This is a genomic window from Acinetobacter sichuanensis (genome assembly GCF_003024515.2).
In the GTDB taxonomy this organism is placed as follows: domain Bacteria; phylum Pseudomonadota; class Gammaproteobacteria; order Pseudomonadales; family Moraxellaceae; genus Acinetobacter; species Acinetobacter sichuanensis.
The window spans coordinates 31,654-47,129 of sequence record NZ_PYIX02000035.1 but is presented as its reverse complement, the minus strand read 5'-3'; the positions used below and the strand labels follow the sequence as shown (position 1 = coordinate 47,129).

Here is a 15,476-nt window from a genome sequence, read left to right as displayed (position 1 = left end):
CGCAAGACGCAGTGGCTGATCCTAAATTTAAACTTTAGATGTAAGACCCCGTCATGTAAATTTAACTTTTGCTTTTTTTCAGCTATTTAATTTAAATCCAATGCGTAACATCAGTCAATAATTCTTTAAATATCGACAATGACGGAGTTGAAATAATACAGCGCTCGACTTCGATGATTTTAGCGACAATTTTTGTCGTGCAGTTGTGGCATTTGCTTATATCCAGAAACAAAATTCATTTATAATTGGCATCAAACTTATTTAGGGCGGACTTTTCGCCTTTTGTTATATGGTGAAAACAATATGGATAACATAGCCGTAATTTCTCAGATGCGCCAACTTATTAATTTGCTTGCTCAACACAATCATGCTTATTATGTGATGGATCAGCCTAGTATTACTGATAGTGAATATGATCAACTTTTTCATCAATTGAAAGCTTTAGAAGAACAATATCCTGATTGTATACAGGCAGATACTCCCACCAATAAAGTAGGTGGGCAGGCACTCTCCAAATTTGAAAATATGACACATACTGTGCCCATGTTATCGCTGGGTAATGTATTTAATGAAGAGGAGCTTTTTGCATTTGCACGTCGTGCAGAAGAGCGCTTACCTAATCAGCAAATTCAATATGATGTTGAATTAAAATTTGATGGTTTAGCAATTTCACTTTGGTACGAAAATGGCGTTTTGGTACGTGGTGTGACGCGTGGTGATGGTGAAACAGGTGAGGTAATTACTGAAAATATAAAAACCATTCGTAATCTACCTAAAATCTTGTCTAGTGATACCAGTGCTATTCCTGAACTATTAGAAGTTCGTGGCGAAGTATTGATGCCCAAAGCAGGTTTTGAAAAACTAAATGCTGAAAATGAAGCTAAGGGTGAAAAAACCTTTGCAAATCCACGAAATGCAGCAGCAGGAAGTTTACGTCAGTTAGATCCAAATATAGCGGCTGCACGTCCATTAGCATTTTATGCCTATGGAATTGCACAGTGTGAACCCATGCATCACTTAAATACCATGTCAGAGAGTTTAACTTGGTTAAATCAGCTTGGTTTTGCGGTGGGTGAGCGGCATTTTGTTTGTGATAGTATTCAAGATGTACAGGCTGCATACGAAAAAATTAATCAAGAACGTCCAAGTCTTTCAGTTGAAATTGATGGAATGGTGATTAAAGTAAATGATTTAAAACAACAAAAACAATTGGGATTTTTAAGTCGAGAACCACGTTGGGCAACAGCGTATAAATTTCCTGCTGTGGCTGCATTAACCACAGTCGATCATATTGATTGGCAAGTTGGACGTACTGGCGCATTAACTCCTGTAGCGCGTTTAAATCCTGTGGCAGTTGGTGGTGTGACTATTTCTAATGTCACTTTGCATAATATTGGTGAAATTCATCGTTTAGATGTACGTATTGGCGATACAGTCAGTGTTTATCGTAGTGGCGATGTCATTCCTAAAGTTGAAAAAGTTTGGTTGGATTTTCGCCCTGATACCGCAATACCTGTCGTTTTACCTGAGTGCTGTCCTGTTTGTGCTTCACCTGTTGTGATGCCTGAAGGTGAAGCATTGGCACGTTGCTCAGGTGGTTTATATTGTGCAGCACAACGTATTGAAGCGATTCGTCATTTTGTTTCTCGTAAAGCCATGGATATTGAAGGTTTAGGCGATCGTTGGGCAGAATCATTATTACATCTAGATTTACTCAAAGATGTGTCAGACATTTACCATCTACATGAGCATCGTGAGAAATTACTGACGATTGAGAAAATGGGGGAGAAGTCAGTACAGAACCTGATTGATTCTATTGAAAATAGTAAAAAAACGACCTTTGCAAACTTTATCTTTGCTTTAGGTATTCGAGGAGTAGGTGAAAATACTTCTCGCATGTTATCCAATACTTTCCAAACTTTAGAAGCATTACGTGCGGCTGATGTTGAGGCTTTGAAAAAAACGCCTGATGTGGGAGATATTACGGCTGAATGGATTGCTGACTTTTTCCAAGCCGAACACAATTTAGAGGTTGTTAATCGTTTAATTGAGGCTGGTATCCATTGGGATGCACCAATTGCACCGAGTCGTCAGCCATTAAATGGTGAAAGTTGGGTCATCACAGGAACACTGAGCCAAATGGGGCGTGAAGAAGCAACACAAATATTGCAGGCTTTAGGCGCGCGTGTCAGTGGCAGTATTTCAAGTAAAACCAAGTGCTTAGTTGCAGGTGAAAAAGCAGGTTCTAAACTTGAAAAAGCGGAAAAAGCAGGCGTTAAAGTGATGACAGAAGCTGAGTTTTTAGAGTTTATACAACAGTATCAATAAATTTTTAAGTGCTATAGAGGAGAGTTTTGGCTCTCCTTTTTTATGTCTTTTATATGTGATGATGACTTTTGATCATCAGTAATATATTGATAAATTAAGATGATGTTAAATGATATTCATTATCGTTATTGTAAATAAAAACTTAAATCAACATTAAATATTACAATAAATAACACAAGTGATTACGAATATAATAATCATTATCATTTTTGTTTAAAAGTATTGTGGCTATGTTTTCAAAAAAAGTATTAGTAAGTTCAATCGGACTTGCTATGATTACGAGCACTTTAAGCTCAATGGTTTGGGCTGATGAAGATATCGAAGTGTTGGAAGCTGTCACTTTACAAGCGCAAAAACAGAAAACAAATGAAAATTTTGCTCAGGGTCAGCTTAAACAAAAGAGTAATTTAGGTATCTTGGGTGAGAAAAAAATAGTCGATACACCTTTTAGCGTGACATCCTACAACACAAGTTTGATCCAACAACAGCAAGCCGCAACAGTTGCTGAAGTCCTTAAAAATGATCCAAGTATTCGTATTACAACCAATCAAGGACACTTAAACGAAAATTTTAAAATTCGTGGTTTCGATGTAAATCATGAAGATATGGCATATAACGGTTTATTTGGAGTAGCACCTTATGGACGCATTCCAACAGAGTTTTTAGAGTCCGTCACTGTACTCAAAGGTCCGAATGCTTTGGTTACAGGTGTGGCGCCTACAGGAAGTGTTGGTGGTGTCGTCATTGCAAATTCTAAACGAGCGAACCAAGACTTGACCCAAGTTTCAGCATCTTTAGAGGATGGCGGATATTATCAGTCAGGTTTTGATATTTCTCGACGCTTTGGTGAAAATAAAGAGTTCGGATTACGTACAAATGCGGTATATGGTCAAGGTGAACATATTATTGACGGTATGGATGATCGTCATATTTCAGGTGCAATTGCGGCAGATTACACCACTGATAAAGTCAAAATAAATTTTGACTCATATGCGATTCGAGATAATCGTACAGGTGGTTCACCTGCGATGATTGCAATGGGCGTTAAAGATTCAAAAGGTAAGGGTGTGACTCAATTAATGTCAGCACCTCAAGGTGATTTAAATTATTTTCCTCATTTACAAGGAGGAACTGTCAGTAATTTTGTAGGGTTATCAGGAGAATATAACTTTAGCCCTGATTTCAAAACATTTGCAGGTATTGGCTATATTGAAAAACAATATGCAGGGCATCTATTTGGTACACGTATGATTGTAACTGATCTAGACGGTTCAGCTAGCTCACAATATTATCGTGTTGCCTCAAAAGAGCATAATACGGCAGCAAATACAGGTTTCGAGGCAAAATTTGATACAGGTGCAATCAAGCATACTTTGGCTTTAAGAGCAGATTATTTGACACGAAAATACAGTCAGCATACTGGTCAAGGAGCAACTCCTGTTACATTTGAGACTAATATTTATGCACCAAGCGATCAAGGTCATATGCCTGAAGCACGACCAAACACTGCGCCATTGGGTGACAATGAATATGTAAGTTATACCCTAACAGATCAAATCTCTATGTTTGAAGATAAATTACAATTGATCTTGGGTGCGCGTTATCAAGATATTGATACTAAAAATTTACAAAAAAATACGTCTTATAGTGATGACAAAGTTTCACCAAGTTTGGGTATTGTGGTGAAACCATTTGGTGAAAATTTATCACTCTACGCGAGTTATGTTGAAGGCTTATCTGAGGGATCAACGGTTAATAATGAGGCTGATGCCAATAATAATGTCACTTTTGCACCTTTCCAAACCAAACAATATGAGATGGGAGCAAAGTATCAACAAGGTACTTGGTTAAATACGCTATCCATTTACCAAATTGAAAAACCAAGTACATTAACGACAGCTTATCAAGATGCAACAAATAAAACGCTTACTCAAATTACAACAGATGGCGCCGAAACACGTTCAAGAGGTATAGAGTGGGCTTTTTCGGGTGAGTTGCGATATGGCTTAAACTTAATGGGTAATGTGGCATATAGCGATGTTGAATTGACCAAAGCGAGTTTAAGTAAGGGTGTTTCTGTGGAAGGAAATACTGTTTTTGGCGTACCTGAGTGGACAGCTTCTTTAGGTTTGGACTACGCAATTCCATTGGTTGATGGTCTCAATGTGACAGCACGTGCGAACTATGTGGGCAAACAATATATGAATAATGCCAATACCTTAGAGTTACCAGACTTTACGATTGTTGATTTGGGGGCACGTTATAAAACAAAACTAGGTGGTGTACAAACGACCTTTTTAGCCAATGTAGACAATGTTGCAGACAAAAAGTATTGGGAAGGCATGTTTAATGAAAATTATGCTTTAGTTGGTGGAGCACGTACTTATAAGTTAGGCGTAACATTCGATTTTTAAAGGCTAAATGAGCCTATTGACTAGAAGAGCAATAGGCTTTTTTGGGAGTCTAAATGGGGTGTGATCTGGCGGGTGAATGATTCTGTGTCAATGATCAATGTGGTGAGTTCTATGTATATTTCTTGAAATAAGAAGCATTAGTAATCGTTACAAATCTTAAAATTTCATTTTATAGAGCAAAAAAAACGTTATTGCAGAGGTAAATCTATGCAAGCGCTTATTTTTTATCTGAAAAATTAATTAAACGAACTGTAAATGCGTATGTTTCTCATTTTAATTTTATAAAAATCATAAACTTACACATTTTATTTTTTGCATTGTACTCAAAACTTGTCCATAATGTCCTAAAAGGGTATGGAGTAATTGAAATGCGTGGCAATCCAGAAGTTATAGACTATCTAAACATGTTGATCGGTGGTGAACTGGCTGCTCGTGATCAATATTTAATTCATTCTCGTATGTACGAAGATTGGGGTTTAAGTAAAATTTTCGAACGTATCGATCATGAAAGCCAAGAAGAAGGCGCACATGCCGATGCTTTGATTCGTCGTGTATTGTTCCTTGAAGGCACACCAAACATGGATCGTGATGAGATCGAAGTTGGAACTGATGTTGTAACCTGTTTAAAAGCAGACCTTGCACTTGAATATCATGTGCGTGAAAAATTAGCGCAAGGCGTGAAGCTTTGTGAAGAAAAGGGCGATTACGTCACTCGTGATATGCTTCGTCAGCAAATGTCAGACACTGAAGAAGATCATACCTATTGGCTTGAAAAGCAAATGCGTTTGATCGAATTAATTGGTTTACCTAATTATATTCAGTCACAAATGTAAGACTGCTTCATTTACTCCTTCTTCATGAGGAGAAGGTCTGGATGAAGTAGAGGAAAAGCCTTTGGATGAAAATTCAAAGGCTTTTATTTTTGAGCAAACTTTTGAATATCTGCCAAAACTTGTCCTGCATGAGTTTGCGTATTCACACTACTATAGTGGTAGGTCACAATTCCCTGAGGGTCAATCAGGAATGTTTCTCTTTTTGCTATTTTAACAATTCCAAGATTACGCACAATACCGAATTGTTCAGCAAGTTGTTGATTTTCATCAGCTAAAATTGGAAAATTCAGTCCCAGTTTTTCAGAGAATTTTTGATGTGATTGCACATCATCCAGACTTACGCCTAAAACCACGGCATTATTTTTAATAAATTGTGGATATAAAGACTTAAATTCATTGGCTTCTTGTGTGCAACCAGGCGAGTTATCCTTCGGATAAAAATAGAGTACCACCCATTTGCCTTTATATTGGCTTAGTTGATGCCATTTTGAGTTTTGATCTTGTAGCTTAAATGCAGGTGCAGGTTTTCCAACCCATTGTTTTTGATCTGAATCAGCTTTTGAGAAAATTGAATTTTCAGCATGACTCTGACTGAGTATGCACAAAGTAGAAATGGAAAGTAGACTGATACTGAGGAGTTTAACGAATTTCATCATAGGTGCTTTCCAATCTTTAGGCTGTCTTGATCTTAACAAACTTTATGATGGCTACCTAAACTAAAATGTTTGTATTTAGTGCAAAGCATTTTATGATCTATTTTTATTTTTAAATAAATACAATGAGAAACGTATGGACGTTGGTGCAGTGCTGATTAGATTAAAACCCAATTCAATGTCAAATGTTGCAGCATGGCAAGCGGAGTTAAATGCCCGAAAAAATGAAGCCATTGAAACACTTAAAGCGGAAGGTGTATTTGTAGAGTCTTGGTTTCATGTGGAATTGGAAGGGCAGGATTATTTGATTGCTTATATGCGTGCCGAAGATATTGCTAAAGCGCAGCAAATTGGGCGGGAAAGCAGTTTTCCAATTGATGCGATGCATAAGGCATTTAAACAAAATTGGGTAAAAGGTTATAAAGCAACATTATTGGTCGATCTGGAAAACGAAGGTGGATAAATGAGCAAAATTAATGCAGTTTTATTGGATAAACATCCAATTCATGGCGTGATTCATACTGCAAAAGGTGAATTAAAACCATTTCCGATTTTAGAGATAGATGATCTGCCGTTAAACCAATGGATGGATAGACTTGATCTTAATATTCTGAGTAATGAATTATCAGGACTTTCATTGGTACCAGCCCAAGGTTGGCTGATGGATGAACATGAAAATAAGATTGCGTGGGAACTTTTAAAAACAACAGGCAACGAAGAATGTTCAACTATAGTTCCTCTCTTAATTTGCCCAGATGAGCTGGATTACACGTGTACAGTTGTAGTGGTAGAGCAAATCCAAAAAGATACTCAAGTGATTTGGAATAGATTTGGTCTGGGATTAAATGCTATTGGTGGTGTAGTAACGGCAGTTCGGTGGATAACAGGGGAGTCAATCCTTGAGTTTAATCGTGATGAATTTGATAATTCTATATCGAGGCTGATTGATCTTGATAGTCAATATTAAGATAAAATAAAAACGGTTTAGTGAATAATTGGGTTAATTAGTAATATAGGATTTTATGTGAACCAGCATATTTTACTCATCACAGGCTGGGGCGGTGGAACGAAACTGCTCAACTCACTTCAACAGGCTTTGCAAAGTAGAGGGCATCAGGTTGAGCTGATCAATATTTTCAATGCTTTAGATCAGCATATTTTGCAACAACATGTCGAAAAAGCCAAAAATTTTGATGTGATCATGGGCTGGTCTTTGGGTGGGCAACTGGCAACTTTATTGGTCGATCAGATTGATCAACAATATTATGAACAAAAAGTGCTGATCACTTTAGCTTCTAATCCTTGCTTTGTAGAAAATGAACAATGGCACACAGCAATGCCAAAAATGACATTTCAAATCTTTAAACAGTCTTTTGAAAACAATGCAATTGCGACTTTAAAGAAATTTGGTTTTATGGTCTGTCAGGGTGTGGAAAGCACCAAAGCAGATTTCATCATGTTGCAAAGTTTGCTTCAAGCACAAAAAATCGAATTGCTTGAAGCGGGTTTAAAACTTTTGGAACAATTAAATCTTGTCAGCATCCTGAAAAATTACACAGGAAAGCAATATCATTTACTGGCAAAGCAAGATTACTTAGTTAGTTACAAAGTCTGTGAAAATCTACAAAAATTAGATGCGAAGTTTTTACAAGCAGAGCTGATCAGTGGCTCTCACGGCTGTCCTGTATTTCATTATGAAGATATAACTGACAAAATCTGCCAATATTTACAAAAAATAGAATAATTTGCAGGGTGACTGGTGAAAATCGCAATTTCATTTTAATCCGCACAGGTTTAAGATCTGTAAATTAGATTTTTTGCTGTACCGAATGGAATGGAGTTTAGGATGACCGATGTATTGGCTAATTCATTGAGTGAATTAACAGATCAACAGTTTGATCTACAACATCTTTGGCATCCTTATACATCTATGACAAACCCATTGCCGACCTTTAAAGTCAAAAGGGCACAAGGTGCAATCATTGAACTTGAAGATGGGCGTCAGTTGATTGATGGTATGTCGTCTTGGTGGTGCGCCATTCACGGTTATAACCATCCTGAACTGAATCAGGCGGTGACGGACCAACTGCAAAACATGTCGCATATTATGTTTGGCGGTTTTACCCATGATCCTGCGATTCAACTTGGAAAATTACTGTTAAAAATTACCCCACCAAGTCTGGATAAAATTTTCTATGCAGACTCTGGTTCGGTTGCAGTCGAAGTCGCTTTAAAAATGGCGGTGCAGTATTGGACGTCATTGGGCAAAAATAATAAAACCAACTTTGTCACACCACGTTCGGGCTATCACGGCGATACATGGAATGCGATGTCCGTGTGTGATCCTGTCACAGGCATGCATCAAATTTTTGGTTCAAGTTTGCCGAATCGACTCTTTGTACCTGCGCCTCAAGTTGGTTTTTATGATGAATGGAATCAAACTGATATTGCTGAACTGGAACAGACTTTAGTTGATCAACATGAAAATATTGCCGCTTTAATTCTTGAGCCGATTGTGCAGGGTGCAGGTGGCATGCGTTTTTACCATCCTGAATATTTGCGTCAAGCTAAGTTACTCTGTGAAAAATATAATGTCCTGCTGATTTTTGATGAAATTGCTACAGGTTTTGGACGTACAGGCAAGCTTTTTGCATGGGAATGGGCAGGGATTGAACCTGATATTATGTGCATCGGCAAAGGGCTGACAGGCGGTTATATGACTTTATCGGCAACACTCACAACCCCCAAAATTGCTGAAACCATCAGTCAGGGTGAGGCCGGTGTGTTTATGCATGGTCCTACCTTTATGGCAAATCCATTGGCATGTGCGGTTGCAGCCAAAAGTACCGAATTGCTGATTTCACAGGATTGGCAAGCCAATATTCAGCGCATTGAAAATCAATTATCCACACATTTACAGCCACTTGCTCAGCTTGAATATGTACAGGATGTGCGTGTACTCGGTGCGATTGGTGTGGTGGAACTCACCTTTAATGTCGATATGAAAAGCTTACAACAGGAATTTGTGCGCCGTGGCATTTGGATTCGCCCATTTGGCAAATTGGTCTATGTAATGCCTCCTTATATTATTTCCGAAGCTGAATTAACAACTTTATTAGAACAATTGGTCGAAGTGGTGCAAAACATGGAGCAACCGCAATGAGTTTGCTTGATCATTTTGCAAATCATCTTGATGATTTAAAGCAACAAGGCAATTTACGACAGTTCACAGCCAATATTCAGCAAGATCGTTACATCACTATTCACGATAAAAAGATGTTGAATTTAGCTTCAAATGACTATTTGGGTTTGGCTTCCAACATTCAGCTACGTGAACAATTTTTTGATGAAAACCCAAATTCAGCGCGTTGGATGAGTTCGTCATCTTCACGTTTATTGACAGGAAATTTCGCTGAATATGAACAGCTCGAAGCGAGTTTAAGTCAGGCATTTCATGGTCGCTCTGCGCTGTTATTTAACAGTGGTTATCACATGAATATTGGGATATTACCTGCGCTTGCTGATAGTAAAACTTTAATTTTGGCTGATAAACTGATTCATGCCAGTATGATTGATGGCATCCGTTTATCGACTGCGAAATATGTACGTTATCGCCATAATGACTTGGTGCATTTGACTCAGCTTTTACAGAAATATCATGCAGATAATTCATTTGAACGGATCATCATTGTCACTGAATCCATTTTCAGTATGGATGGGGATGAAACCGATTTGGCGGAATTGGTGCGGATTAAAAAGCAATTTTCCAAAGTCATGCTCTATGTCGATGAAGCGCATGCCATTGGTGTACGTGGCGAGCAAGGCTTGGGTTGTGCTGAACAATATGGCGTGGTGGATGAGATTGACTTTTTAGTTGGCACGTTTGGCAAGGCGATCGCGTCGATTGGTGGTTATTTGATTTGTCATGAAGTCATTCGGAATTATCTGATCAATTCAATGCGTCCGCTGATTTTCAGTACTGCACAACCACCAATTTGTATGGCATGGACAGATTTTATTTTCAAAAAAGTTTTAAATTTAAAAGCTGAGCGTCAACATCTACAACAGATCAGCCAAAACTTACAGCAAGCAGTTCAATTTAAAGGTTTTGATTGTCCTTCAACCTCGCATATTGTACCTGTGATTATTGGTGAATCTACAAAAACTGTGGAGAAAGCCAAAGCCTTGCAAGATGCAGGCTTTTATATCATGCCTGTTCGACCACCGACTGTGCCACAAAATAGTTCTCGCTTACGTATTTCATTGACCGCACAAATTCAGCAGACTGATCTTCATCAGTTGATAGATTTATTGTAAATAGCATGTGATGAATAACGTGAATCATTCAAAAATAGATAAATCACAAGTGGCTTTACGTTTTGCACAGGCAGGGCAAAGTTATACTGAGCATGCGATTGTACAAAAGCAGATTGCACAGCATTTATTTGATTTAATTGGACAATATTGTCCTGAATTATTTAAAAGTCATGTAGGAAATGTTTTAGAAGTCGGTTGTGGTTCGGGCAATCTCAGCCATTTATTGCTTAAAAATATGCAGATTGATCATTTAACTCTGAATGATTTGTATCCTGAAATTCAGCAACATTTTCAAACTCATTCTAAAATCAGTTATCTCATCGGTGATATTGAACAGCTTGAATTTCCACAGCATTTAGACTTAATTACCTCAAGTTCAGCTTTGCAATGGGTACAGAATTTAGATGATATTTTCTTAAAAGCCTGTCAAAGTTTAAACCCGCAAGCCTGTTTGGCATTTTCGAGCTTTGGTGAAAAAAATCTACAGGAAATAAAAGCCTTAACAGGGCAAGGTTTGGATTATTTAAGTCTTGAACATCTAGAAGATAAATTACAGAACAACGGTTTTGAAATCCTACATATTTCTGAGCAAATTTCTCATTTAAACTTTGAACACCCCAAACAGGTTTTACAGCATTTAAAAGCGACAGGGGTTACGGCAACAGCTTCAAATTTTCGTTGGACGAAACAATCACTTTTAGATTTTTATCAAGCTTATCAACAGTTTTCATTCAGTTATGAATCAGATCAAACGCAGTATCCATTGACTTATCATCCGATTTATTGCATCGCACGGAGAGCGTAAAGCTAACTATGATAATGTCTATTAAGTAGTTCTAAGAGAAGAATATATGGCTGACCGTAAATTATCGCCTGATGATATGATGAAAGTGGGTATATATGAACTATTGGGAAGTGTTGGGTTTTATTTATTTGATAATTATCAATGGGCTACAACTTTTTTGTTTACGGGAATTGTAGTTTTTTTAATTGGTTATTGGCAATTAAATCGTGATGATGAAATTTCAGGCTTTCAATCTTTTGTTATAGTTTCAACAATTTGTTTATCTATATATGCTTCGGGTGAAGTGGCTAATTATATGAATAAGCAATCATCAATTCAAAAACTATGTGGTTCTGTTGAAAATATAAAAATTGTGAAAGGTCGAGGAGTAAGTACCTTTGATTTAGTTGCAAAAGATCGTCAGCAAACTTTTGCATACAATGAACATAAAGCAATTGTAAGTTCCTATCCCAATTTATGTATTGATTATTCTTTCGATCAAAGGTGGTCAGAGTATACTCATATTGTTGAAATTTATCCCCAACCTCATCAGTAGATTAGTTATTAGGAATGTAAAAATGAGTAATGTGTATTTCGTCAGTGGGATCGACACAGGTATTGGCAAAACTTACGCGACGGGCTATTTGGCGAAATTGTGGAATGAACAAGGCAAAAAAACCATCACGCAAAAACTGATTCAAACAGGTAATGTTGATACTTCAGAAGATATTGAACAGCATCGTGAAATCATGGGCATGGGCTGGTTTCCTGAAGATGAAAGCAAGTTGACTATGCCTGAAATTTTTACTTATCCTGCATCGCCTCATCTCGCAACGAAAATTGATGGTCGTGAGATTGATTTTCAGAAAATTGAAAATGCCACAACACAACTTGCAGAAAAATATGAAATTGTCTTGCTCGAAGGTGCAGGTGGTTTGATGGTGCCATTGACCACTGATTTACTGACGATTGATTATGTTGCTGAGAAAAAACTGCCTGTAATTTTGGTGACTTCAGGGCGTTTGGGTAGTATTAACCATACGATTTTAAGTCTGGAAGCATTGAAAAGTCGTGGTCTGAAACTGTATGCATTGGCATATAATTTAAAAGATCAATCGCAAGATGAACTGATTTCCAAAGATACTGCTGAATATTTAAAAGGATATTTGGCGAAACATTTTCCACATAGTCAATGGATCGATATTCCTGTAATTTAAATGGAAATCATTGTTGCAGTATAAAAATGGACAGTGTTTAAAAAAAGGGTACTAATGACACTTAGCATCAAATGTTCATATGCTCTATAAAATTAGGTTTAATGCAGTGATGCTGTATATGTGAACTTTATTTTAAAAGACAGATTTTTTCTATCTTGTCATCAATAGGTGCGAGCCATAAAAAAACCACTATAGAAATAGTGGTTTAATTTTTAAAAATCAAAACATTATTGAGGTTTGTTAAAACCTTTTTTTAAACCAAACGGTTTACGTTGTGAAAATTTATTTTCATCACGGTTTTGATTGTTAAAAGAATTGCCAGTACGTTCACGATTGCCTTCGAAGCGTGGAGTTTGGCGCTCTGAACGGAAATCATTGCGATCACGGCTATTTGGACGATCTTGACGATAATGATCTTGTTGCTCATGCTGATCATCAGTATCACGACGTTGTTGACGTAAATAACCACCGCGACGAGCAGCCATTGGTTTATCTTGCAGGCGTTCATTACGGCGTTTTGCCATACCAAACAAGCCAGTGCCTTGACGTGGTTTAAGTTCAACGACTTTTGCTAAGTTGTCGATATCATTTTTATCAAGTTCAACCCAACGACCTGTACGAAGTTCACGTGGTAAAATGACGGTACCATAACGAGTACGTAACAAGCGGCTAACTTTTAAACCTTGTGATTCAAAAATACGACGTACCTCACGATTACGTCCTTCTTTTACAACCACTTGATACCAACGGTTGATCCCTTCACCACCAATTTCAGTGAAAGATTCAAATTTTGCTGGACCATCATCTAAAACAACACCATTGAGCATGTTTTTACGTAATTCAGGAGTCACTTCGCCCATCACACGTACTGCATATTCACGTTCAATTTCGTTAGAAGGGTGCATTAAGCGGTTTGCAAGTTCACCATCATTAGTAAATAACAATAGACCTGTTGAGTTAATATCAAGACGTCCAACCATGACCCAACGATCATTGGAAATAGGCGGTAAATGATCAAAAACGGTCGGACGTGATTCAGGATCGCTACGTGAACAAATTTCGCCTTCTGGTTTATAGTAAATTAATACACGACGACGAATTTCATCTTCAATTTGAAACTGAACTTTACGACCATCAATGCGAAGCTCATCGGTTGGTTCAATACGTTCACCCACTTGAGCAACTTGACCGTTGACACTCACACGACCAGCAGCAATGACTTCTTCCATATAACGGCGAGAGCCTAATCCTACTCGTGCGAGTACCTTTTGCAACTTTTCACTCATGACAGCATAACCTTAGAAATAATTGATCAACAGTGTACCTATTTAAGACTTAGACGCTTGCGCATCTAATGCCATAAAAGCTTCCTTGGCATCCTGTAGGGGAGGCAATTGATCTAAAGACACTAGACCAAAAGCATTTAAAAATTGAGGCGTTGTAACTAACAACGCAGGTCTTCCTGGGAGCATTCTAAAACCAGACTCTTTAATCCAGTTCCATTCAAATAATGTTCGGAGTATCTGACTATTATTTGTCACTCCACGAATTTGCTCGATATCAGCTCGGGTCACGGGTTGATGGTAAGCAATCACTGAAATGGTTTCTAACAATGACGGGGATAATTTGGTTGGACGTTCAGGCCAAACTTGTGCAATGGTATTTCGATATTTTGCACGAACCTGAAAACGATATCCTTGAGCGACTTCGATCAATTCAATCGAACGACCATGTTGTAATACAGACAATTGCTGCAAATAGTTGTGCAATTGTTGTTTAGAATATTGATTTTGAAAAGCTTCTTTTAGGCGAGCAACGGAAACGGGTACATCACTTGCAAAAATAATGGCTTCAATTTGCATCAAAACTTCGTGATGAAGTTCATCTACATTAAACACATTATTATGGTCGATGGTCATGTCGTTGCTCCTTGAATTGCAAGCGGAGCATCGTGCCCACTAGAAATGATCAAAATCTTCTGTTGACGGGTCAACTCCAAGATTGCCATAAAAGTGACAACTCTGCCCATTCGACCTTGGTTGGATTTTAGTAAACTTTCAAAATTTAACACTTGTCCTGATTTTGCCATTTGTTCAATGTAAGCGATGCGCTCTTCAAGTAATACAGGTTCATGTTCAATTTTATGAATGATGGGTTCTGGGCGATTAAAAATACAATACAGGGCATCACGTAGCATTTCTGCTTCATAGCCTTCATAAACGCTTGTTGTTTGCCCGATTGAAACTTGTGCAGGGAAAATATCTCTTTCTAAAATCGGCATTTGCCCCAAGCGTTCAGCAGCTTGTTTAATTCTTAAATATGTTTCTAAACGATCAATTAGAGCTTGTTTAGGGTCTTGTTCTAAATTGATTGCCTTAGGTTTAGGAAGTAAGAGGCGAGATTTTAAATCAGCCAATAATGCAGCCATCACCATATAATCGGCTGTTAGCTCAATATTTAGTGATTTCATGTTATCCATATAAGCTAAATATTGGGTTGCGATTGGTGCAATATCAAGCTGGAGTAAATCAAAACCATTTTTTTGAATCAGATAAATCAAAAAGTCGAGTGGTCCTTCGAAATGATCAAGCAAAATTTCGAATGCAGCAGGAGGGATGTATAAATCCTCAGGAATTGAATCTTGCCACTCATCGAGTATTCGAATGGGTGGAAGCGATTCCATTGAATTATGGACTATTTGAGTCATTACCGTTTTTAGCCACGCGAATTTTCAAAGGCATGTTAAGGCGATTCGGGAGTTCACTTTTCAGCGTTTAGGGAGATGAAGTGATATTCGAATAGCACTGAATATAAAGAGTGCTTATTCTAATGGAAAAATCATAATGAATAAATTACTTGGTGTGATAAAAACAAAAAAAACCTGAAAATAAATAGGGAATATTTTTTATGGTGATAATGGTGCGATTTTT

15 protein-coding genes are annotated in these 15,476 nt (G+C 37.6%); 11 read left to right on the top strand and 4 right to left on the bottom strand.

What is annotated here, in order from left to right:
- The first annotated feature begins 303 nt into the window (after positions 1 to 303).
- The 3 genes from ligA (at position 304) to ftn (ending at position 5,575) form a co-directional block, all read left to right on the top strand.
- Positions 304 to 2,328 (top strand): NAD-dependent DNA ligase LigA, encoded by a 2,025-nt coding sequence (gene ligA / locus C9E89_RS16920; RefSeq protein WP_107009508.1) that lies wholly within the window; start codon positions 304 to 306, stop codon positions 2,326 to 2,328.
- A gap of 224 nt (positions 2,329 to 2,552) precedes the next feature.
- Positions 2,553 to 4,742 (top strand): TonB-dependent receptor, encoded by a 2,190-nt coding sequence (locus C9E89_RS16915; RefSeq protein ID WP_107009511.1) that lies wholly within the window; start codon positions 2,553 to 2,555, stop codon positions 4,740 to 4,742.
- 368 nt (positions 4,743 to 5,110) lie between these two features.
- Positions 5,111 to 5,575 (top strand): heteropolymeric bacterioferritin subunit Ftn, encoded by a 465-nt coding sequence (gene ftn, locus C9E89_RS16910; protein WP_107009507.1) that lies wholly within the window; start codon positions 5,111 to 5,113, stop codon positions 5,573 to 5,575.
- An 83-nt stretch (positions 5,576 to 5,658) separates the two neighbouring features.
- Here the strand turns inward: ftn and C9E89_RS16905 are convergent, their stop codons facing one another.
- Positions 5,659 to 6,228, bottom strand: a complete 570-nt coding sequence (locus tag C9E89_RS16905) for a peroxiredoxin (protein WP_107009510.1) — start codon at positions 6,226 to 6,228, stop codon at positions 5,659 to 5,661.
- Positions 6,229 to 6,364: 136 nt separating this feature from the next.
- On the opposite strand from C9E89_RS16905, the gene C9E89_RS16900 reads away from it, so the two are divergent.
- The 8 genes from C9E89_RS16900 to bioD all read left to right on the top strand — a co-directional run bounded on the left by C9E89_RS16900 (position 6,365) and on the right by bioD (position 12,546).
- Complete coding sequence (locus tag C9E89_RS16900) at positions 6,365 to 6,691, top strand: DUF6176 family protein (RefSeq protein WP_107009506.1); 327 nt, start codon at positions 6,365 to 6,367, stop codon at positions 6,689 to 6,691.
- Positions 6,692 to 7,195, top strand: coding sequence for a hypothetical protein (locus tag C9E89_RS16895; RefSeq protein WP_107009505.1), 504 nt, complete (start codon positions 6,692 to 6,694; stop codon positions 7,193 to 7,195). It abuts the gene before it with no gap.
- A 57-nt stretch (positions 7,196 to 7,252) separates the two neighbouring features.
- Positions 7,253 to 7,972, top strand: coding sequence for an alpha/beta hydrolase family protein (locus tag C9E89_RS16890; protein WP_107009504.1), 720 nt, complete (start codon positions 7,253 to 7,255; stop codon positions 7,970 to 7,972).
- A gap of 102 nt (positions 7,973 to 8,074) precedes the next feature.
- Entirely contained in the window at positions 8,075 to 9,391 is a 1,317-nt protein-coding gene (bioA, locus tag C9E89_RS16885) for an adenosylmethionine--8-amino-7-oxononanoate transaminase (protein WP_107009503.1), read from the top strand.
- Positions 9,388 to 10,545: an 8-amino-7-oxononanoate synthase gene (locus C9E89_RS16880; RefSeq protein WP_107009502.1), complete on the top strand. Its 1,158-nt coding sequence runs from the start codon at positions 9,388 to 9,390 to the stop codon at positions 10,543 to 10,545. The genes bioA and C9E89_RS16880 overlap by 4 nt, the downstream gene beginning before the upstream one ends.
- A gap of 10 nt (positions 10,546 to 10,555) precedes the next feature.
- Positions 10,556 to 11,350, top strand: a complete 795-nt coding sequence (bioC, locus tag C9E89_RS16875; RefSeq protein WP_171405156.1) for a malonyl-ACP O-methyltransferase BioC — start codon at positions 10,556 to 10,558, stop codon at positions 11,348 to 11,350.
- A gap of 46 nt (positions 11,351 to 11,396) precedes the next feature.
- Complete coding sequence (locus C9E89_RS16870) at positions 11,397 to 11,885, top strand: hypothetical protein (RefSeq protein WP_107009501.1); 489 nt, start codon at positions 11,397 to 11,399, stop codon at positions 11,883 to 11,885.
- A 22-nt stretch (positions 11,886 to 11,907) separates the two neighbouring features.
- Positions 11,908 to 12,546, top strand: coding sequence for a dethiobiotin synthase (bioD, locus tag C9E89_RS16865; RefSeq protein WP_107009500.1), 639 nt, complete (start codon positions 11,908 to 11,910; stop codon positions 12,544 to 12,546).
- Positions 12,547 to 12,773: 227 nt separating this feature from the next.
- On the opposite strand, the gene rluB is transcribed toward bioD, so the two are convergent.
- From rluB to C9E89_RS16850, 3 genes are read right to left on the bottom strand one after another with little or no spacing between them, the layout of a single operon-like run.
- The gene (rluB, locus tag C9E89_RS16860) at positions 12,774 to 13,832 is read right to left on the bottom strand and encodes a 23S rRNA pseudouridine(2605) synthase RluB (protein WP_107009499.1); all 1,059 of its coding nucleotides are present in this window, start codon (positions 13,830 to 13,832) and stop codon (positions 12,774 to 12,776) included.
- Between the two features lie 42 nt (positions 13,833 to 13,874).
- Positions 13,875 to 14,465 carry an SMC-Scp complex subunit ScpB gene (gene scpB, locus C9E89_RS16855; protein ID WP_107009498.1) on the bottom strand — a complete coding sequence of 197 codons (591 nt, stop codon included), beginning with the start codon at positions 14,463 to 14,465 and terminating at the stop codon, positions 13,875 to 13,877.
- Complete coding sequence (locus C9E89_RS16850; protein WP_107009497.1) at positions 14,462 to 15,253, bottom strand: segregation and condensation protein A; 792 nt, start codon at positions 15,251 to 15,253, stop codon at positions 14,462 to 14,464. Before C9E89_RS16850 ends, scpB begins: the two co-directional genes overlap by 4 nt.
- Between the last annotated feature and the right edge of the window lie 223 nt (positions 15,254 to 15,476).

What these genes read in the sequence shown, in the direction of transcription:
- C9E89_RS16850 (WP_107009497.1), bottom strand. Translation starts at nt 15,253, where the DNA reads ATGACTCAAATAGTCCATAATTCAATGGAATCGCTTCCACCCATTCGA.
- bioA (WP_107009503.1), top strand. Translation starts at nt 8,075, where the DNA reads ATGACCGATGTATTGGCTAATTCATTGAGTGAATTAACAGATCAACAG.
- C9E89_RS16880 (WP_107009502.1), top strand. Translation starts at nt 9,388, where the DNA reads ATGAGTTTGCTTGATCATTTTGCAAATCATCTTGATGATTTAAAGCAA.
- bioD (WP_107009500.1), top strand. Translation starts at nt 11,908, where the DNA reads ATGAGTAATGTGTATTTCGTCAGTGGGATCGACACAGGTATTGGCAAA.
- rluB (WP_107009499.1), bottom strand. Translation starts at nt 13,832, where the DNA reads ATGAGTGAAAAGTTGCAAAAGGTACTCGCACGAGTAGGATTAGGCTCT.
- bioC (WP_171405156.1), top strand. Translation starts at nt 10,556, where the DNA reads ATGAATAACGTGAATCATTCAAAAATAGATAAATCACAAGTGGCTTTA.
- C9E89_RS16895 (WP_107009505.1), top strand. Translation starts at nt 6,692, where the DNA reads ATGAGCAAAATTAATGCAGTTTTATTGGATAAACATCCAATTCATGGC.
- ligA (WP_107009508.1), top strand. Translation starts at nt 304, where the DNA reads ATGGATAACATAGCCGTAATTTCTCAGATGCGCCAACTTATTAATTTG.
- C9E89_RS16900 (WP_107009506.1), top strand. Translation starts at nt 6,365, where the DNA reads ATGGACGTTGGTGCAGTGCTGATTAGATTAAAACCCAATTCAATGTCA.
- C9E89_RS16870 (WP_107009501.1), top strand. Translation starts at nt 11,397, where the DNA reads ATGGCTGACCGTAAATTATCGCCTGATGATATGATGAAAGTGGGTATA.
- scpB (WP_107009498.1), bottom strand. Translation starts at nt 14,465, where the DNA reads ATGACCATCGACCATAATAATGTGTTTAATGTAGATGAACTTCATCAC.
- C9E89_RS16905 (WP_107009510.1), bottom strand. Translation starts at nt 6,228, where the DNA reads ATGAAATTCGTTAAACTCCTCAGTATCAGTCTACTTTCCATTTCTACT.
- ftn (WP_107009507.1), top strand. Translation starts at nt 5,111, where the DNA reads ATGCGTGGCAATCCAGAAGTTATAGACTATCTAAACATGTTGATCGGT.